We start from the raw sequence: 19,824 nt of genomic DNA on the forward strand, positions 1-19,824 counted from the left end.
GCCTGCAAACCGGCCGCCCCCTCTTGCATGCATGCCCACCGGCTTGGCCCCATGCCGTCGGTCATGATCGCGGGGGCTAGATTCCCCACCCGGATAAATTGTAAACTGGACGGTATAGTCTTACCTGCGTCGCGCCACTGGGGACTGACGACACAGGACAAAATGCCCGCAATCCGATAAACGTAAGATTTTCCGCCCAGCTGGAGCCGGCCGTAGAACCGCTGCGGCTCACCCTACCCCGATCACGCAAGTCATGGAGTTCTCATGAAGTCGACGTCAATGCGCACACCGGTGTTGTGCCTGAGTCTGCTGGCGCTTGCCGCCTGCAGCGGCAAGGAGCAAGGCCCTCCCCAGATGCCTACGCCGACCGTGGGCGTAGTGGATGCGCAGCCGCAGAATGTGCCGCTGACCAAGGACCTGGTAGGCCGCCTGTCCGCCTTCCGCAGCGGCGACGTGCGCGCCCGTGTTTCCGGCGTGCTGCTCAAGCGCGTCTACACCGAAGGCACGGACGTCAAGCAGGGGCAGTTGCTGTTCCAGATCGACCCGGCGCCCTACCAGGCCGCCCTGGCCAATGCGCAAGCGGCGCTGGCGTCGGCCCAGGCCAACTACACCAATGCTCATGTGATCGCCGATCGCGATCGCCAGCTGGTACCCAATGGTTATATCTCCAAGCAGCAGCTCGATACCGATGAGGCCACCGAGCGCTCCTCGCTGGCGGCCGTGAAGCAGGCCCAGGCGAACGTGCAGACTGCCCGCGTCAATCTCAGCTACACCAACGTCACCTCGCCCATCGACGGACGCGCCGGCGAGCAGCAGGTGACCGAAGGCGCGGTAGTGGGCAACAGCACCGCCGATACCGGCGCCAGCGCCACCTTGCTGACGACCGTCGACCAGCTCGATCCGCTATATGTCAACTTCACCCTCAGCGCCGCGGACCTGGACACGCTGCAGCACGCGCAGTCCGCCGGCAAGGTGCAACTGGCCACGCAAAACAAAACCACCGTGCAGATCACCATGCCCAACGGCGCGAAATACGACCACTTGGGTACGCTGGATTTCTCCGACACCACGGTCGATCCGAACACCGGCGCGATCAACTTGCGCGCAGTGGTGCCCAACGGCGAACGGCGCCTGCTGCCGGGCATGTATGTGCCCCTCACCATCGACATGGGCGAGCTCAACAAGGTGTTCCTGATTCCGCAGCCCGCGATCCAGCGCGACCCCCTGGGCGCCTATGCCCTGGTGGTGGGCAAGGACGGCAAGGTCGTGCAGAAGCGCGTATCGGCCGACACCATGCGCGGCAATGACTGGGTGGTCACCAGCGGCCTCAACGCGGGCGACCAGGTCATCGTGTCCGGCGTCCAGGTGGTCAAGCCCGGTGCACCGGCCAACGCCAGCCCATGGAAGCCCGACCAGGCGCCGGCCGGTGCCGCCCCTGCCGCTGGCCATCAGTAAAGGAGAACACTGATGCCGAGTTTCTTTATCGACCGTCCCATCTTTGCGTGGGTGGTCGCCATTCTGATCACCCTGGTCGGCACCATCTCGGTGCTGGGCATGGGTGTGGAGTCCTATCCCAACATCGCGCCGCCGCAGGTCACGGTAACGGCCACCTTCCCGGGCGCCAGCGCCCAGACCATGGAAGACACCGTCACCAAGGTGATCGAGCAGCAGCTTACGGGCGTGGATAACCTGCTGTACTTCAGTTCGGCTTCCAACTCCAACGGCACCTCCACCATAACCCTGAGCTTTGCCACCGGCACCGACCCCGACATCGCCCAGGTGCAGGTGCAGAACAAGGTCTCGCTGGCCGAACCGCAGCTGCCTTCGGAGGTGAACCTGCAGGGCGTAGTGGTGGCCAAGGCCAACCCGGACTTCCTGATGTTCGTGGGCCTGATCTCCAATAACCCGGAGATCGACTCCAACCGTCTCAGCGACATCGTCGGTTCGCAGGTGATCAACCAGATCGGCCGTATTCCCGGCGTGGGCAGCACCTTCCAGGTGGGCTCCGAATACGCCATGCGCGTGTGGCTCAATCCCGACAAGATGCAGGGTTATGGGCTTTCCGCGACCCAGGTGGAAAACGCCATCTCCGCCCAGAACGTGCAGTTCGCGGCCGGCTCGCTGGGTTCGGATCCGGCCGTCAACGGGCAAAGCTTCACCGCCACGGTGTCCGCCGAAGGCCTGTTCTCCACGCCCGAGCAGTTCGGCGACATCATCCTGCGCGCCAACGCCAACGGCACGGTGGTGCGCCTCAAGGACATCGCGCGCATCCAATTGGGCCCGCAGACCTACGGCTTCACCTCCACCTGGAGCGGACAGCCGGTGGGCGGCTTCGGCGTGCAGTTGCTGCCGGGCGCCAACGCGCTGAACGTGGCCGAATCCGTACGCGCCAAGATGGACGAGCTGGCGAAGGACTTCCCGCAGGGCGTCACCTGGTTCGCGCCCTACGACAGCACGCCGTTCGTGCGCGTGTCGATCGAGGAAGTGGTGCACACGCTCATTGAAGCCATCGCCCTGGTGTTCGTGGTGATGCTGATCTTCCTGCAGAACTTCCGCGCCACGATCATTCCCACGCTGGTGATTCCGGTGGCCCTGCTGGGCACCTTCATCGGCCTGGCGCCGATGGGCTTCACCATCAACCAGCTCACCCTGTTCGGCATGGTGCTGGCCATCGGTATCGTGGTGGACGACGCGATCGTGGTGATCGAGAACGTCGAACGCATCATGACCGAGGAAAACCTCTCGCCCAAGGAAGCCACGCGCAAGGCGATGAGCCAGATCACCGGCGCGGTGGTGGCGATCACGGTGGTGCTGGCGGCGGTGTTCGTGCCTTCCGCGCTGCAGCCCGGCGCCACCGGCGTGATCTACAAGCAGTTCGCGCTGACCATCGCCGTATCGATGGGCTTCTCGGCGTTCCTTGCGCTGTCGTTCACCCCTGCCCTGTGCGCCACCATCCTCAAGCCCGCGCATGAGGAAAAGAAAAACTTCTTCTACCGCTGGTTCAACAAGGCTTTCGAACGCGTCACACACACCTACCAGGGTCACATCAGGGGCGCCATCCGCCACTCGCCACGCTGGATGATCGTGTTTGCGCTGGTGGCGGTGTTGGCCGTGTTCCTGTTCAACAAGCTGCCGACCAGCTTCGTGCCCAGCGAGGACCAAGGCTTTGCGCTGGCCATCGTCAGCCTGCCTCCCGGCGCCAGTTTGGAGCGCTCCCAGCAGGTGATGCGTGAGATCCAGCACACGCTTGATACCAGTCCGTTGAAAGACGACTACGTGGGCATGTACCAGATCAGCGGCTTCAGCTTCGTCGGTCGCAGCGAAAACGCCGGCATGGTGTTCATCAAGCTCAAGGACTGGAGCGTGCGTTCGATCACCGCGGACGACTTCATCCGCCAGGCCAATGGCGTGCTGCACCACATCCGCGATGCGCAAATCTTTGTGGTGAACCTGCCCACCATCCGTGGCCTCAGCCAGTTCGGCGGCCTGGACATGTACCTGCAGGCGCGCAGCGGCCAATCGCGGGCGCAACTTGCGCAGGCCATGGGCATGTTGCTGGGCAAGGCGTCCAAGAGCCCCACGCTGTTCGGCACCCGTCCGAACCTGCTGCCGGATGCGCCTCAGTACAACCTCACCGTCGATCGCGTGCAGGCGGCGGCACTGGGCCTGTCGGTGAGCGATGTGTACACCGCGATCCAGCTGATGCTGGCGCCGGTCTACATCAACAACTTCATCTACGAAGACCGCGTCAAGCGCGTGATGGTGCAGGCCGACGCGCCTTACCGCATGGGCACCGATTCGCTCAGCCACATCTTCACGCCCAGCACGCTGACTGGCAGCGCTTCTTCGTCAACCACCTCGACCACGACCACCTCCAGCAACAGCTCGCCCTACGGCCCGTTCGACATGATCCCGCTGTCGAGCGTGGTGCACACCAGCTGGAGCATGGCTTCGCCCTCGCTGACGCGCTACAACGGCTACCCGGCGATCGAAATCGTCGGCGATGCCAACAAGGGCTACTCCACCGGCCAGGCGATGGGCACGTTGCAGGACATCGTGAACAACGACCTGCCCAAGGGCTTCGGCGCGGACTGGACCGGCCAGTCGTATCAAGAGGTGCTGGCAGGTAACTCCGCCACGCTGCTGATGATCCTGTCGATCGTCATCGTGTTCCTGTGCTTGTCGGCGCTGTATGAAAGCTGGTCGATACCAGTGGCCGTGCTGCTGGTGGTGCCGCTGGGCCTGCTCGGCATGACGGTGCTGTGCATGCTGCGGGGCTTCCCCAACGACATGTACTTCAAGATCGGCATGGTGACGGTGATCGGCCTGGCGGCGAAAAACGCCATCCTGATCGTGGAGTTTGCGGTGGAGCAGCAAGCGGAAGGCAAGACGCTGTTCGAGGCCGTAATCACTGCGGCTCGCCTGCGACTGCGTCCGATCCTGATGACCTCGATGGCGTTCATTCTCGGCGTGCTGCCGCTGGTCACCTCCACCGGCGCCGGCTCCAATTCGCGTCATGAGATCGGCACGGGCGTCATCGGCGGCATGCTGTTCGCCACCTTCCTGGGCCTGCTGATGATCCCGGTGTTCTACGTCAGCGTGCGCCGCATGCTGGGTGACAAGCTCGATGAGGAAACCCACAAGCTGGCTCGCCACGATCATCACTAACCGTTCGATTCCGGCCCGCATCGCGGGCCGGATGCTCGTACCCATCTCTGCGCGCACTCAAACAGGGTGTGGCGTTGCAAAAAACAAAGGCCCCGCGGGGCCTTTGCTGTATCGGCAACATCATCCTCCCCCTTCCGCGCTCATGTACGGCTCCAGCACCAGGGATTCGCTCTGCTGGGCACCAACATCACCGTGACCTGCCGGAACGGAAATGTTCGCGTTCACCACGGCATGGTCACCCGATCCAAAAATATCCGTGGGCCCCTCTGAAACAGCCGAGTTTAAAATGACGACTGATCCCGAACGAGTCGTGTCATCGCATACATAGCCCGTGAACTGAGTCCCTCCTGTAGCGCCACCGACGTAGTCGTAAACAGCAATCTCAAAATCAGCTATTCCCCCTCCCCGCGGATTGCCGTTTAGACTCGGGCTGCAGTTGTAGCGAAAATCCACCGATACGGTGTTCGCGTCTATCCAGAACGCACCGTCGATCCTAAGTAGGTTTACCCCTGATGCATGGGCAGGCGCTATCGCGCCCATGCCCACTCCCCACGCAACAACTAGCGCAGCGCTCGATCGCATTGACCATGCGCGATGTGATATCCGAGTACCAGCATTTTGCCGTTTGCTCAGCATGATGCTCACCTCTTCAATGGATACACACCCCCTGCGGCGGGGGATGTATCACCGAAGCGGCAAGCCAACAAGGACAATCGCGGCCATTTTAATTTTTCACGCGCGCCTCACGCGGCGCGCGCGTTGTCACGCTCAACGCAAGCCTGTTTCCGCGCGCGCAATCACCATGCGCTGGATCTCGCTGGTGCCTTCGTAGATCTCGGTGATCTTGGCATCGCGGAAATAACGCTCCAGCGGCATTTCCTTGGAGTAACCCATACCGCCGTGAATCTGCACGGCCTGGTGCGCAATCCACATCGCCGCTTCCGAGGCGACCAGCTTGGCCACCGATGCCTCGGTGCCGAAACGGCCGCCGTTTTTTTCCGCCTGGCCCTTGGCCCATGCTGCGCGCAGCGTCAGCAACGTGGCGGCGTCGAGCTTGCACTTCATGTCGGCGATCTTGGCCTGCGTCATCTGGAACGTACCGATCGGCTGGCCGAAGGCCTTACGATCGCGCGACCATTGCAGCGTCGCCTCATATGCGGCGCGTGCAATGCCGACCGCCTGCGAAGCGATGCCGATGCGGCCGGCGTCGAGTACACCCATCGCGATGGAGAAGCCCTTGCCTTCCTCGCCCAGCAAGTCTTCCTTGGCGCATACGTAATCGTTGAACTCGATCTCACAGGTGGCCGATGCGCGGATGCCAAGCTTGGGTTCGGTCTTGCCCGCGTGGAAGCCGGGCTTGTGCGTATCGATGATGAAAGCCGAAACGCCCTTGGCCCCGATGCCCGGCGTGGTAATGGCGAACAGCACGATGTAACGCGCCACCGGGCCGGAGGTGATCCAGCTCTTCTTGCCGTTGATCACCCAGTCGCCGTCGGCGTTCTTCGATGCGCGCGTGTGCATCGCCGAGGCATCGGAACCGGACTGCGGCTCGGTCAGCGCGTATGCGCCGATGCCTTCGCCTTGCGCGATGGCGCGCACGTATTTCTGCTTCTGCGCTTCGCTGCCGTGCTTGAGGATGCCGTTGCAGAACAGCGAATTGTTCACCGACATGATGGTGGAGGTAGCCGCATCCGCCGCCGCGATCTCGATCATCGCCAGCACGTAGCCGATCGGATCCAAGCCCGCGCCGCCATACTCGTGCGGCACCTCGATCCCCATCAGGCCGAGCTGGCCCATCTCACGGATGTTGTCCAGCGGAAACTCGCCCTTGGCGTCGAGTTCCGCCGCCACCGGCACGATACGCTTCTGCGCAAAGTCGCGGGCGATGGCCTGGATGGACAGCTGGTCTTCGGTAAAACTGAAATCCATGGGGGACTCCGGAGGAAAGGAAGCGGGGAAGCCGACCATTTTAGCCGGCGCGCGCCAAACGCTTTGTGCGGACGCAGCAAGCGGCCTTTCCCGCCCTTGAGGCCGTTTCCCCCTTGACGCCCTGACCGCCCGCGCCTACCCTTAACATCTCTATATCGCGATATAAGGATGCACGATGGATCTGGCCACCGCCTCCAGCGTGTTGCGCCTGTTGGCGGACCCTACGCGGGTGCGCCTGCTGGCCCTGCTCGAACGCGAGGAACTGACCGTGGCCGAACTGGCCGCGGTGCTGCACCTGGCCCAGCCGCGCGTCTCCACCCACCTGGCCAAGCTCAAAGAAGCCGAACTGGTGCGCGACCGCCGCGCCGGCGTCTCGGCCTACTACCGCGCCAACAGCGAAGGCGATGAACACCAGCACGCGCTGATCCGCTCGCTGCGCGAAAGCATCGACGATGCGCTGCTGCGCGAAGACGCCGCCCGCCTGCCCGGCGTATTGGCCGAGCGCGCGCGCGACGAAGGCTGGGCCGACACGGTGGCGGGCGACATGGAGCGTCATTACTCCCCCGGCCGCACCTGGGAAACGCTGAGCCGTTCGCTGCTGCAGTTGCTCGAAACTGGCGACGTGCTGGACATCGCTTCCGGCGACGGCGTTACCGCCGAACTGCTGGCCCCGCACGCGCGCTCCATCGTCTGCGTGGACGCCAGCGAACGCGTGGCCGAGGCGGCGGCCAAGCGCCTGGCCAGTTTCGACAACGTCCAAGTGCTGCACGGCGACATGCACGCCTTGACGCTCGAAGCGGGCCGCTTCGACCTGGTGCTGATGCTGCATGCGCTTACCTATGCCGAGCAGCCGTCCAAGGCGATTGCCGAAGCCGCGCGCGTGCTTCGTCCGGGCGGTCGCCTGCTGGCGGTGACGCTGGGCAAGCACGATCACCGTGCCGTCGTCGAACCCTTCGATCACCGCAACCTGGGCTTCACTCAGCAGGAACTCAACGAGCTGGCCACGCGTGCGGGCCTGGACGTGATCAGCTGCAACCGCCTCAGCCGCGAGCGCAAGGCGCCGCATTTCGAAGTCATCAGCGTGCTCGCGCGCAAGCCGTAAAGATCCAAGGAGATCGTCATGAGCACCCTTCCCTGGCTGCATCCCCAGCGCGTCGCCTTAATCGAGGCGGCGCTGCGCGAACGTATCCTGATCCTCGACGGCGGCATGGGCACGATGCTGCAAGGACACCAGCTGGACGAAACCGCCTTTCGCGGCGACCGCTTCGTCGAGGGGCACGACAGCCAGCACCAGCATGTGCACGATCATCCCGGCAGTTGCGACCTCAAAGGCAACAACGACCTGCTTACGCTGACCAAACCGGACATCATCCGCGGTGTGCACGAAGCCTATCTGGAAGCCGGCGCGGACCTGATCGAAACCAACACCTTCAATGCCACGCGCATCAGCCAGGCCGACTACCATCTGCAACACCTGGCCTACGAACTTAACCGCGAAGGCGCCCGCCTGGCACGCGCGGCATGCGATGCGTATACGGCGAAGAATCCGGCCAAACCGCGTTTCACAATCGGCGTACTCGGCCCGACCAGCCGCACCGCGTCGCTGTCGCCGGACGTCAACGATCCGGGCTTGCGCAACGTCACCTTCCAGGAACTGTGCGACAACTACACCGAATCGGCCAGCGGCCTGATCGATGGCGGCGCGGACCTGATCATGGTGGAAACCATCTTCGACACGCTCAACGCGAAAGCCGCCCTGTTCGCGCTGAGCGAGCTGTTCCGCGCTCGCGGCGCGCGCCTGCCGGTAATGATCTCCGGCACCATCACCGACCGCTCCGGCCGCACGCTGTCGGGCCAGACGGCCGAGGCCTTCTACTATTCGGTCAAGCACATCCGCCCGCTGTCGGTCGGCTTCAATTGCGCGCTCGGCGCGGCGGATCTGCGCCCGCACGTGCAAACGCTGTCCAGCATTGCCGAGAGTTTCGTCAGCACGCATCCCAATGCCGGCCTGCCCAACGCCTTCGGCGAGTACGACGAGACGCCTGCGCAAATGGCCGCCGTGATCGGTGGCTTTGCCCGCGAGGGCCTGTTGAACATGGTCGGCGGCTGCTGCGGGACCACCCCGGCGCACATCAAGGCCATCGCCGAAGCGGTGCGCGACTGCGCGCCACGCACCATTCTCTCTGAATCCGCCCAGGCCGCATGAGCGACACGATGTCCCGTTACACCCGCCTTTCCGGCCTCGAACCACTGGTCATCACACCGGACCTTCTGTTCGTCAATGTAGGCGAACGCACCAACGTCACCGGCTCGGCGCAGTTCAAGAAACTCATCAAGGAAGAACGCTACGAGGAAGCGGTCGATGTCGCGCGCCAGCAGGTGGCCAACGGCGCGCAGATCATCGACGTGAACATGGACGAAGGCCTGATCGATTCCGAAGCGGCGATGACGCGCTTCCTCAACCTGATCGCCGCCGAACCGGACATCGCGCGCGTTCCGGTGATGGTCGACTCCTCAAAATGGACGGTGATCGAAGCCGGCCTGCGCTGCCTGCAGGGCAAGGGCGTGGTCAATTCGATTTCGATGAAGGAAGGCGAAGAACTTTTCCTTGAGCATGCACGCAAAGTGCAACAGTACGGCGCCGCCGTGGTGGTGATGGCATTCGACGAACAAGGCCAGGCCGACACCTGCGAACGCAAGGTCGAGATCTGCTCGCGCGCCTACCAGCTGCTCACCGAAGAACTGGATTTCCCGCCCGAAGACATCATCTTCGACCCCAATATCTTCGCCATCGCCACCGGCATCGAGGAGCACAACAACTACGCGGTGGACTTCATCCAGGCCACGCGCGAACTGAAAAGACGCTTTCCGTCGAGCCACATATCCGGCGGCGTGTCCAATGTGTCGTTCTCATTTCGCGGCAACAACACCGTGCGCGAGGCGATCCATTCGGTGTTCCTGTACCACGCCATCAAGGCGGGCATGGACATGGGCATCGTCAATGCCGGCGCACTGATGATCTACGACGACGTGCCGCAGGAGCTGCGCGAACGCGTGGAGGACGTCGTACTCAACCGCCGGCCCGATGCCACCGAACGTTTGCTGGAAATTGCCGATCGCTACAAGGCGAAGAAAGGCGAAGCGGTCGCCGACAATCTCGGCTGGCGCGAAAAGTCCGTGCAGGACCGCCTCGCCCACGCATTGGTGCACGGCATCGATCAATTCGTCGAGCAGGACACCGAAGAGGCGCGGCAGTTGTCGACCCGTCCTCTCGACGTGATCGAAGGCCCGCTGATGGCCGGCATGAACGTCGTCGGAGACTTGTTCGGCGCCGGCAAGATGTTCCTGCCCCAGGTGGTGAAATCGGCGCGCGTGATGAAAAAGGCGGTCGCCTACCTGCTGCCCTATATCGAGGAAGAAAAACTGCGCACCGGCGACGCGGGCAAGAACAACGGCACCATTGTCATGGCCACGGTCAAGGGCGACGTGCATGACATCGGCAAAAACATCGTCGGCGTGGTGCTTCGCTGCAATAACTTTGAAGTGATCGACCTCGGCGTGATGGTGCCCGCGCAAAAAATCCTCGATACCGCGCGCGAGCACAAGGCCGATCTGATCGGTCTGTCCGGCCTGATCACGCCTTCGCTGGAAGAAATGAGCCACGTCGCGCGCGAAATGCAGCGCCAGGACTTCCAGATTCCGTTGCTGATCGGCGGTGCCACCACCTCGCGCGCGCATACGGCGCTGAAAATCGAACCGCATTACAACTCGCCGACCGTGTGGGTGAAGGATGCCTCACGCGCGGTCGGCGTGGCGCAATCCCTGGTCAGCAAGGAGCTGGTCGACAACTTCATGGAAAAAATCCGCGCCGAGTACGCGGATATCCGTGAGCGCCACAAAAACCGCGGCGCGGCCAAGACGCTGGTGCCGCTGGCGCATGCCCGCGCGCAACGTTTCAGCTGCGACTGGGCCAGCTACACGCCGCCCGTGCCGAACAAGCCGGGCATCACCGTATTCGACAACTACGATCTGGCCGAACTTCGCCCGTACATCGACTGGACGCCGTTTTTTCAGGCATGGGAACTGGCCGGCCGTTATCCGGCCATCCTGCAAGACGATATCGTCGGCCGACAGGCTACCGAGCTGTTCGCCGATGCGCAGGCGATGCTGGACCAGATCATCCACGAACGCTGGCTCACCGCCCGCGCCGTAATCGGTTTCTGGCCCGCCCACAGCGTGGGCGACGACATTTTGTTGCTTCCGCTCGCCCCCGACGCATGCGGGGACAGCGTCGGGGCGCAAAGCCACGCCGGTCACGTCCTCCATCACCTGCGCCAGCAGGCCGAAAAACCCGCCGAGCGCCCAGACTTTTGCCTCGCCGACTTCATCGCCCCCAAGGAAGCGAACAAGCAGGACTGGCTGGGCGGCTTCGCCGTCACTGCCGGCATTGGCATCGAGGAGCACGTGGCGCGGTTCGAGGCCGCGCATGACGATTACTCCTCGATCCTGCTCAAGGCGCTGGCCGATCGCCTCGCCGAGGCTTTCGCCGAACGCATGCACGAGCGCGTGCGCCGCCAATTCTGGGGCTACCAGGCGGACGAAGCGCTGGATAACCAAGCCCTGATCGACGAGCAATACTCCGGCATCCGCCCCGCCCCCGGCTACCCGGCCTGCCCCGATCACACGGAAAAAACCACGCTGTTCGCCCTGCTCGACGCGACCGGCAACGCCGGCATCGAACTCACCGAAGGTTTCGCGATGTACCCCACGGCCGCCGTCTCAGGATGGTATTTCTCCCATCCCGGCAGTCAGTATTTCGTGGTCGGCCGCGTGACCCGCGAGCAAGTGGACGACTACGCCAAACGCAAGGGCTGGACGCGCCAGGAGGCCGAGCGCTGGCTTGCGCCGAACCTCGACTACGATCCGGAATAAGCCATGGGCGGGTTCAGGCTTCGGCGTCGCCGGTGATGTTGTTCTTCTGGTGCCGCATGTGCACCACCAGGTTGTAGATCGACACAAACACCGGGAAAAAATTGGAAAGAATGCCCACCGAATCGTTCTTGCCGAAGATAAAGTAGGCAAGCAGCAAGCCGCTGCCCGTCACCGACATCCACCAAAACGCCAGCGGCATTACCACCCGCTTGTATTTGCGCGTGTAGTAAAGCTGCACAAACCAGCGGCCGGTGAACATCAACGTACCCATGTAGCCGACAACCTTCCAGGGCGTCACATGGAACTGTTGCAGCGAATGCAGGATATGCGAGAGATCGAAATGCATGGGGAAGGATTGCTCGGCGGGGTGAACAGGCCATTGTACCCACCCCTTGCGCAGGGGTTACCTAGCGAACGCCGGAGACCAAGGTAGGTTGACCTACCCCCCGTCACCCCGTATAGTTGCCCGTTCCCGGCGGGCGGTTAGCTCAGCGGTAGAGCACTGCCTTCACACGGCAGGTGTCACAAGTTCGATCCTTGTACCGCCCACCATTAAAATCAAATACATACGCTTTCGCCAGGTGTACGGGAAAGCGATAGTACGGAAGAAATAAGGAAAACCGCCCTCTCAGGGGCGGTTTTTTTGTTCTGAATTCAGCTCGTTTGGCTGCTCGCCATCCTTTGGCCGCAATGACCAGTCGGATCGATGCGACGCCCATGCCAACTAATTCGGATGCCAGTTCAAACCTCATATCTACAGAGCTAGCTCTCAAAGGACTTTAAACGAGCTTTAAGTCTAGCAATCTCGGCCAGTAGTATCGGGATATCTTGTCTAGCGTTGGCGATGAAATCCTGATCCTCCTTCGTAGCACCAGAAAGCTCAATGTCATTTCCACGAGCACGCTCTGCCCCGGTCATAATGAAGCTAGATCCACAGGAGTGATCACGCCCCTCAATGTACGACCGCCAAGAACCAGCGGTTGCCTTCTCACATCTAAGAGCAATAGCTTTTAACTTTATGTCGTCAACCTCTTCATGCATATGACGGCTCCTTCATTCAGTGACCCGCATCTGGATGGGCGTCTAGCCTGCCCGCCATCCCGGCAACGAAATGGCGCCGCTTATCCTCAATGCCCCGGGCTTGGACTGCTATGGGAATCGCGAGCACTTCCAACTTATGATCGATAAACTACGTGCGAGCAAAGCGCCGCGTGCGCGAGGTGCACGAAGAAGTCCGCTGCCACCATCCAATTCAATCACCTTACCATTTGCAGCAGAACCTGCCCCCATGCACGGGGCCATGCAGGCGTAGACGTGACTGGGTTGAATCGGTAAAGCAAAACGTGGGGATACCTCAGCACCAGATTGAGTTACCCTGGACTACGTGTTCTCTGGTGAATATCAATACGTCGGACACGATCCCTTAATAACCATCTGCGGCGCACCGCCACCTCTGTAAAGCAAGATGACGGGCTGCCCACCCGAGCTCATGCCACGGTAAATGCCATACAGACCGGCAGGCGATACAGACACTGCGGTGGATGTGGTGCGCATCACGTAGTGATATCCGATGCGAGTCGTATAGACATTGGTTACGACCCTTGGGCCCGTGTCGCGACTTAGGCCTTCGGTTATATGTATATGGAGCCCATCACTTATGGCCTGCAACTCCTCACTGGTCGTTGCTCTAAGCGTGACGCCCGCCGCCAGCGGGTTGTGTTCGTCGATCAATTGATACGTGCCGGCGCCGTTGGCGCGGACTTCGACGGAAAGGCCGCGGCCATTAAAGCCGTCGCTGAAGCAGCCGACAAAATTGCTTGAGCCAGGGGCATCCACGTGGGTGGCTTGCACGTTCGCGCCCTCGCAGGGCGTGTCCTGATACGTAACGGCACCAGCCTTGATGCATTTATAGATATCCGCCCGGGCACTAACGGGTAGCAAGGCGGCCAGCAGCAAAAGTATGGCGAAACACATCTGGCTCCAGCCAGATCGAGTCGTTGAACCCACGACGTGCCCCCTGTGGCAACGGATGGCGCAGCTGTCTGGCTGCGTCGCCTGGATGTCCAGACTGATGTTTAAGCTATCAAGCAAAGGTTGTTGATCGCAATAGTGGGAAGCGCTCGATTGCAAAGAACATGGCCCATGGGTTACCACCCATATTGACCAAGTGTAGGCTTTACTCGATCTTGCACCTGGGTCGTTAAGCACTCGTCGGGGATTGGCCTTTTGAGCCTTCGTTGCAGTCGCTTCGGCGATTATGCCTCTTGCCACCCGATGTACTTGATGATGTATCGGCGCAAAAGGGATGGTGATCTGACCTGAAAAAACTGGTCCAGATCAGTTGTTCATCAACGATGACCAGGGAGATTTGGACCATACCGGCGAGTCTCCGTATGCCTTGATGCCATAGTTGATCCGTGGCGCTACTCTAAGAAGTATCCAATGGCCATTAAGGCCGGCACGACACCAGCATGCGGGCAGCAACCGAGCACGGCCAATCCATCGCCCATCGCGATGTCTTTTTAGAGAGTGAAACGCAAAGCGCCCTTCTGGACGAAGGGACACCGAACTGCCCGCCGCGTGCCGGTCAAGCGTAACCGGTGATCGCCGCGAGCAGCGCTTTTTTATCGAATGGCTTGGCCAGATAGGTCATCCACGAGGCCATCCCATCTGCGGGTGGTTCGGCGCTGCCGGACATCACGACCATCGGGCATTCGAGGCCGTCCTGGTGCAAGGCGACGCCCATCTCGATGCCGTTCATCCGGTCGTTCAAATCCAGGTCGGTCAAGACCACCCCGATATCCGCGCGCACCGACGCCACTTGCATGGCTTGCTCGGTGCTATTGGCGGCGACGACCTCGTAACCGGCGTCCTCAAGTATGTACGCGGTGGATTCGAGGACATCTCGGTTGTCCTCAACGAGCAGAACAGTCTTCATGCCATCCTCACTCGAAACTGGCCAGTCCCGGCCATTTGCGCAAAGTTATTGAGCCATGGCCCAATGGAATATGAACGCAGGCCGATGGCACGATTCGCAAGAACGCACCATGCCCAGGCATGTGTGAAGCCCAGGTCAACGGTGTAACGGGCCCAGCCACCTTATTTTGATGTGACCGTCCGCGGCAGGCCTTGCTTCCTCTTGGCTAGGCAAAGAGAAAGCAAGGAACTGGCCATGACGTCGCTGCGAAATCAGTGCCCTGCAGCTGTCGAGGACGATGCCGGCGCGGTGCTCGGCTTAGCCGGCGAGGCCGCCGTATTCGCCGGAGCCGGCGCCGTCGCGGCAGGAGCCGCTGCGGTATGCGCGGCGGGGGGAGTTGCCGTGCTGGACGACGGCGGGTTGCCCCCGCTTTCCGACGAATTCTGGCAACCACCAAGGGCCAGCCCGACGCACGCGATTGCAATACCAAGGGTTGTGCGATTCATGAAATTCCTCCTGACGTGAGAACCGAATCTTTCGCGTCATGCCAACCGGGTTTGCGGTCATCCGACCAGACGCCGCACGAGCATGAACGACCGCATGTCTTCAACAGCTCAATACCCCATTGCCATTCACTTGTATGCAAGGCTTTGTGCAATGCTTGTCAATGTTTTGTTCTTCTGAGCTAACAAAACCGCACAGCTCCTGCCGCCATCATTGAACAAGCAGCTAACTGAACGCCACCCGTCGGCAGTATGGCTTTTTAATGGCCCGTACTTTATGACAGCGCTAGTCCCGTGCCTGGATGCGCATGCCACGCGGTGTCAGCCACCATTCCACCCCTTCGAACACCCCCTGCACGATCAGCGCCAGCACCGCGGCGGGGATGGCGCCCTCAAGAATCAGGCCGATGTCGTCCAGGCGGATACCTGTCACGATCGGCTGGCCATACCCGCCGGCACCGATCAGCGCCCCCAGGGTGGCCGTGCCCACATTGATGACCGCGGCCGTTTTGACCCCCGCTAGGATGGAGCGCATGGCCATTGGCAGTTCCACCCGGCGCAGCCGTACCCCGCGGGGCAAGCCCAGCGCCGCCGCCGACTCGCGTAGATCTGGAGGGATGCCGGTGAGGCCGGCATAGGTGTTACGCACGATCGGCAACAAGCTGTACAGAAACAGCGCGGCAATCGCCGGCCAGCTGCCGATGCCGAACAGGGGGATCATGAAAACGAACATGGCCAGCGACGGAATGGTCTGCAGCACTCCGCTGGCGGCGATGATTGCCTGCCCCAGCCGCCTGGACCTCGCCGACAGCACGCCCAATGGAACGGCCAGCAGCAGCGCGGCGGTCAGCGAGATCAGTACCAGCCGCACATGCTCCAGCGTGCGCTGCAGCAGCCGCGATACCAGGCCCGCCCCATCTGCATCCGCGGGTACGCCAAGAAAATTCGCCGCGACCACGGTTTCTTTTTCGCCATGCAACTTGACCTGCGCATTCATCTGCCGCATCGCCTCTTCGTCGATACGGCCGGACAGTTTGTTTAGCACATCCACGAATGCGGGAGCGCTCTTGTCCAAGGCAAGCCGGTACAGAAACACCGCCTCGTAATGGGGAAAGTAATGCCGGTCATCGGCAAGTACGCGCAAGTGATAGTAGGGAATGTCGGCATCGGTACTGTAAAGGTCAACCGCATCGACGACGTTGCTTTCCAATGCACGATAGGCAAGCGCGTGGTCCAGTCCGCGCACCTGTGTCTGCGTTAACGCATAACGCTGACGCAATCCGGGCCAGCCGTCCGTGCGATCCATGAATTCGTTGGAAAAACCAAAGCGTAGATCGGGGTGCCCAACCAGATCGGATATCCGCGCAATGCCCAGTTGCGCGGCGCGATCCTCGCGCATGCCGATCGCATAGGTGTCGTTGAAGCCCAGCGAATCGGTGATGCCGATGCCTAGCGGCCTGAGGGCGGCGCGCAAGGTGGGAATGTCCGCATCGGGCGATACATTCTTCAGCAACTCGTGCGTGATCGTGCCGGTGTATTCGGGGTATGCGTCGATATCGCCATGTTCGAGCGCACTCCACAGGATGCTGGTGCCGCCCAATTCGCGCTTGTGCGTCGCGGGGATGTTTGCCTGCCGCGCGGCCAGGCGCGCCATTTCCCCCAGGATCACCGACTCGGTGAACACCTTGGAGCCGATCCGCACGGGCGTGGCCGACAGGCTGGGCGGCAACAGCAGGCATATAAACAACAGAGTCCAGCAACGCTTCATCGCGGCGCATCCTGCAAGGTTCGCTGTGCCTGGACGAATTGCGTCACGAAGGGTTCGGCAGGATGCCTGCGCAAATCCTCCAGGCGGCCATCTTGCACCACCTTGCCGTTGCGCAGCAGCACCATGCGTTGGGCAAGCCATGCCGCTTCGGCCAGATCGTGCGTCACTACGATCACGGTTTTGCCCAGTTGTTCGAAGATGTACTTGAGTTCGTCCTGCAGCTCGTGGCGAACGATCGGATCGAGCGCCCCCAGCGGCTCGTCCAGCAGCAAGGCATCGGGGTTGAGCATCAGGCCGCGCATCAAGGCTACGCGCTGACGCTGGCCGCCGGAGAGTTCGGCCGGATAGCGCTGCAACAGGCCCGGCGACAGATGCGTCAGCGCCGCAAGCTCCTCGGCGCGCTGTCGGATACGCTCGCGACTCCATCCCAGATGGTGCGGCAGCAGCGCCAGATTACCCAGCGCGGTCAGATGCGGAAATAAACCGCCGTCCTGGATCACATAGCCAACGCGCCGTCGCAGCGCCAGCACCTGGTCGCGCCGCAGGGCGCACCCATCTGCTTTCACCTCGCCCCGGTCGGGCCACTCAAGCCCCAGCAGCAAGCGCAGCAGGGTGGATTTGCCCGAACCACTGCTGCCGATCAGGGCCGTCGTGCTGCCGGCGGGAAAGCCTAGCGAGACCTCATCCACCACCGTCACGTTGCCGTAGCGCTTGCACACGCGGTCGAGCGTAAAGGCTTCGGGCGAGCCGGGGCTGGAGATGGACATTCCGGGTTCGCAGCGAAAGGGATGGAAGTGAATCTATCTCATACCGAAGTCCCAACGCGGCAAACGGCACGAAAAAGTGGCATCATTGTGCAACGCACCATAAGCCCACCCCATGCCTTCCCGCCCTGCCATCGACCATTACTGGCGCCGCCTGCGCGGCTCGGACCGGTTCGCCGAATGCCTGCGCGTGCTGCTGGCACTGAGCGGAGTGATCGGCTACTGCATGCTGACACAGCGGGAGCCGGCGATGATTTCGGCGATGCTGGGCGTCATCGCCTGCGCGTTGGCGGAAACGGAAGATCACTGGCGCAGCCGCTTGGCCACCCTGCTCGTCACCCTGATCTGCTTTGCGGCCGTTGCATTCGTCGTGGAATGGCTACAGCCCTATCCACCGGCCTTCGCTGTGGCGTTGCCGTGCATGACGTTTGTGCTGGTGATGCTGGGCGCCATCAGCGCCCGTTACGCGACCATTGCCGGCGGCACATTGATCCTTGCCGTCTACACCATGATCGGCGCCGACCAGCCGCAAGCCATCCATGCCGATACATGGAACGCCACGATGCAGATGCTCGCGGGCGCGGCATGGTACGGCGCGCTGTCGCTGCTATGGAGCGCCCTGTCGCCACAGCTTGCCGTACGGCATGCGCTGGCCCGCGTATTCGATACGCTCGCCCACTACATGGAAAGCAAGGCCGCGCTGTTTACGCCTGTGCATGGCGTGGATCGCGAAGCGCTGTCGCTCGCACTGGCAATGCGCAACGAAAGCGTGGTGGAAGCGCTCAACGACACGCGCGCCATGCTGATCGACCGCATCGGCATGCGCCGGCCGCGTGGCGCGACCGCGGCGCACCTGCAGCTTTATTTCCTGGCGCAGGACATCCACGAGCGCATCAGCTCCTCGCACTATCCGTACGCCGCGCTGGCCGAAGCGTTCTATCACAGCGACGTATTGTTCCGTTGCGAACACCTGTTGCGACTGCAGGCGCAGCAATGCCGTTCTCACGCGCAGGCCCTGCGCCTACACACCGCGCCCGCCGGCGAAACCGACATGCGCGCGGCGCAACGGGATTTGCGCGCCTCGATCGAAGCACTCCGCCACGATTGTCCACCGCCGTCGGACATGTTGCTTCGCTCGCTGGATGCGCTGCTGCGCAATATCGCGGCCATCCAGGCGCTGCTGGAAAACCAGGCGCCGCCCATGACGCCCGTGGAAAGCGAGGATCAGGCGCTACAAGACCCCGGGCCGCAGTCGTTGCGCCAGGCATGGGAACGCATCGCCATTCAGTTGACGCCGCGCTCATCGCGATTCCGGCATGCCCTTCGCCTCGCCCTGGCACTGACGTTCGGCTACGGCCTGCTGCATCTGGCACCGATGCAGCACGGCTACTGGATTCTGCTGACTACCTTGCTGGTCTGCCAACCCAGTTACGGGGCCACGCGGCTGCGCATGCTGCAACGGATCGGCGGCACGCTGGCGGGCGTGGTCCTGGGCTGGGCGACGTTGCGCCTGCTACCGACCGCGCCCTGGCAATGGGGGTTGATCGTGCTGTCGGCCGTGCTGTTCTTCGGCGCACGCCTGCGCCGTTACACGATCGCCACGGCGGCAATCACCCTGTTCGTGGTGTTGTGCTTCAACCAGGCCGGCAACGGCTACGAGGTGATGTGGCCGCGCCTGCTCGATACGCTGATCGGCGCCGCCATCGCCGCGCTGTCGATCTACCTGGTCATGCCCGACTGGCAGGGCCGTCGGCTGGACCATGTATTGGCCAACACCATGCACACCGACGCGCGCTATCTGCAGCAGATCATCGCGCAATACATGCAAGGCAAACGCGATGACCTGACCTATCGCATCGCGCGCCGCGACGCGCACAACGCCGATGCTGCGCTGAGCGGGCTGCTCGCCAACATGCTGCGCGAGCCGGGACGACAACGCCGGGGCAACGAGGATCTTCTTCGTTTCCTGACCATCGCGCACACGATGCTGGGACATATTTCCGCACTGGGCGCGCATCGGCAGACGATCGGCGACTTGCACGCTCGCGACGCCGTCACGCTGGCCGGCAACCTCACGGTGACCAAGCTCCAGCAGTTGGCCGACGCGCTGGCGGCCAACAGCGCCGCTTCGCCCACCGACAATGACGCGGAACAAAGCATGGCACCGGCAGCCAACGGCGTCGAAAGCGAAACGGCACGACTGATCCTGGGCCAGCTGGCGCTGATCCTGGCCCATCGCGACCGGCTGGTTGCCGTGGTGCACGACATCCGCGCCGGCTGACCGCGGCCGTCGGCGTACGCGTCGCTCACGACGACGCGCAGCCCTCCCACCCCGCGCTGGCG

General features: G+C 62.3%; 14 protein-coding genes and 1 tRNA gene. 8 read left to right on the forward strand and 7 right to left on the reverse strand.

Features of this window, described 5'->3' with window-relative positions; all coding sequences use genetic code 11:
* Positions 1 to 264 precede the first annotated feature (264 nt).
* Positions 265 to 1,455: an efflux RND transporter periplasmic adaptor subunit gene (locus VME63_RS03410; protein WP_325430255.1), complete on the forward strand. Its 1,191-nt coding sequence runs from the start codon at positions 265 to 267 to the stop codon at positions 1,453 to 1,455.
* 12 nt (positions 1,456 to 1,467) lie between these two features.
* A complete protein-coding gene (locus VME63_RS03415; RefSeq protein WP_325430257.1) occupies positions 1,468 to 4,668 on the forward strand; it encodes a multidrug efflux RND transporter permease subunit in 3,201 nt (1,066 codons plus the stop codon).
* 120 nt (positions 4,669 to 4,788) lie between these two features.
* Here the strand turns inward: VME63_RS03415 and VME63_RS03420 are convergent, their stop codons facing one another.
* Positions 4,789 to 5,208, reverse strand: coding sequence for a hypothetical protein (locus tag VME63_RS03420; protein ID WP_325430259.1), 420 nt, complete (start codon positions 5,206 to 5,208; stop codon positions 4,789 to 4,791).
* 228 nt (positions 5,209 to 5,436) lie between these two features.
* Positions 5,437 to 6,597 carry an acyl-CoA dehydrogenase family protein gene (locus tag VME63_RS03425; RefSeq protein ID WP_325430261.1) on the reverse strand — a complete coding sequence of 387 codons (1,161 nt, stop codon included), beginning with the start codon at positions 6,595 to 6,597 and terminating at the stop codon, positions 5,437 to 5,439.
* A gap of 175 nt (positions 6,598 to 6,772) precedes the next feature.
* On the opposite strand from VME63_RS03425, the gene VME63_RS03430 reads away from it, so the two are divergent.
* The 3 genes from VME63_RS03430 to metH are packed head-to-tail and all read left to right on the forward strand — an operon-like array spanning position 6,773 to position 11,529.
* A complete protein-coding gene (locus VME63_RS03430) occupies positions 6,773 to 7,699 on the forward strand; it encodes a metalloregulator ArsR/SmtB family transcription factor (protein ID WP_325430263.1) in 927 nt (308 codons plus the stop codon).
* A gap of 18 nt (positions 7,700 to 7,717) precedes the next feature.
* On the forward strand, positions 7,718 to 8,803 hold the full coding sequence (locus VME63_RS03435; protein ID WP_325430265.1) for a homocysteine S-methyltransferase family protein: 1,086 nt from the start codon (positions 7,718 to 7,720) through the stop codon (positions 8,801 to 8,803).
* Between the two features lie 8 nt (positions 8,804 to 8,811).
* Complete coding sequence (metH, locus tag VME63_RS03440; protein ID WP_325430267.1) at positions 8,812 to 11,529, forward strand: methionine synthase; 2,718 nt, start codon at positions 8,812 to 8,814, stop codon at positions 11,527 to 11,529.
* Between the two features lie 13 nt (positions 11,530 to 11,542).
* On the opposite strand, the gene VME63_RS03445 is transcribed toward metH, so the two are convergent.
* Complete coding sequence (locus VME63_RS03445) at positions 11,543 to 11,875, reverse strand: lipid-A-disaccharide synthase N-terminal domain-containing protein (RefSeq protein ID WP_325430269.1); 333 nt, start codon at positions 11,873 to 11,875, stop codon at positions 11,543 to 11,545.
* Positions 11,876 to 12,006: 131 nt separating this feature from the next.
* On the opposite strand from VME63_RS03445, the gene VME63_RS03450 reads away from it, so the two are divergent.
* A tRNA-Val gene (locus VME63_RS03450) sits at positions 12,007 to 12,081 on the forward strand.
* Between the two features lie 849 nt (positions 12,082 to 12,930).
* Here the strand turns inward: VME63_RS03450 and VME63_RS03455 are convergent.
* Positions 12,931 to 13,503 carry a DUF4124 domain-containing protein gene (locus tag VME63_RS03455; RefSeq protein ID WP_325430271.1) on the reverse strand — a complete coding sequence of 191 codons (573 nt, stop codon included), beginning with the start codon at positions 13,501 to 13,503 and terminating at the stop codon, positions 12,931 to 12,933.
* 613 nt (positions 13,504 to 14,116) lie between these two features.
* Positions 14,117 to 14,467 (reverse strand): response regulator, encoded by a 351-nt coding sequence (locus VME63_RS03460; RefSeq protein ID WP_325430273.1) that lies wholly within the window; start codon positions 14,465 to 14,467, stop codon positions 14,117 to 14,119.
* A gap of 234 nt (positions 14,468 to 14,701) precedes the next feature.
* Here VME63_RS03460 and VME63_RS03465 point away from each other — a divergent pair, with 234 nt between their 5' ends.
* Entirely contained in the window at positions 14,702 to 14,971 is a 270-nt protein-coding gene (locus tag VME63_RS03465) for a hypothetical protein (RefSeq protein ID WP_325430275.1), read from the forward strand.
* Between the two features lie 264 nt (positions 14,972 to 15,235).
* Here VME63_RS03465 and VME63_RS03470 read toward each other — a convergent pair whose 3' ends face one another.
* Together VME63_RS03470 and VME63_RS03475 are read right to left on the reverse strand one after the other, a co-directional pair.
* Positions 15,236 to 16,717, reverse strand: a complete 1,482-nt coding sequence (locus VME63_RS03470; protein ID WP_325430277.1) for a glycine betaine ABC transporter substrate-binding protein — start codon at positions 16,715 to 16,717, stop codon at positions 15,236 to 15,238.
* On the reverse strand, positions 16,714 to 17,484 hold the full coding sequence (locus tag VME63_RS03475) for an ATP-binding cassette domain-containing protein (protein WP_325430279.1): 771 nt from the start codon (positions 17,482 to 17,484) through the stop codon (positions 16,714 to 16,716). Before VME63_RS03475 ends, VME63_RS03470 begins: the two co-directional genes overlap by 4 nt.
* Positions 17,485 to 17,596: 112 nt before the next feature.
* Between VME63_RS03475 and yccS the strand changes: the two genes are divergently transcribed.
* Positions 17,597 to 19,762: a YccS family putative transporter gene (gene yccS / locus VME63_RS03480; protein ID WP_325430281.1), complete on the forward strand. Its 2,166-nt coding sequence runs from the start codon at positions 17,597 to 17,599 to the stop codon at positions 19,760 to 19,762.
* Positions 19,763 to 19,824: the final 62 nt, after the last annotated feature.

It is taken from the genome of Dyella sp. (genome assembly GCF_035503745.1).
Taxonomy (GTDB): Bacteria; Pseudomonadota; Gammaproteobacteria; order Xanthomonadales; family Rhodanobacteraceae; genus Dyella_B.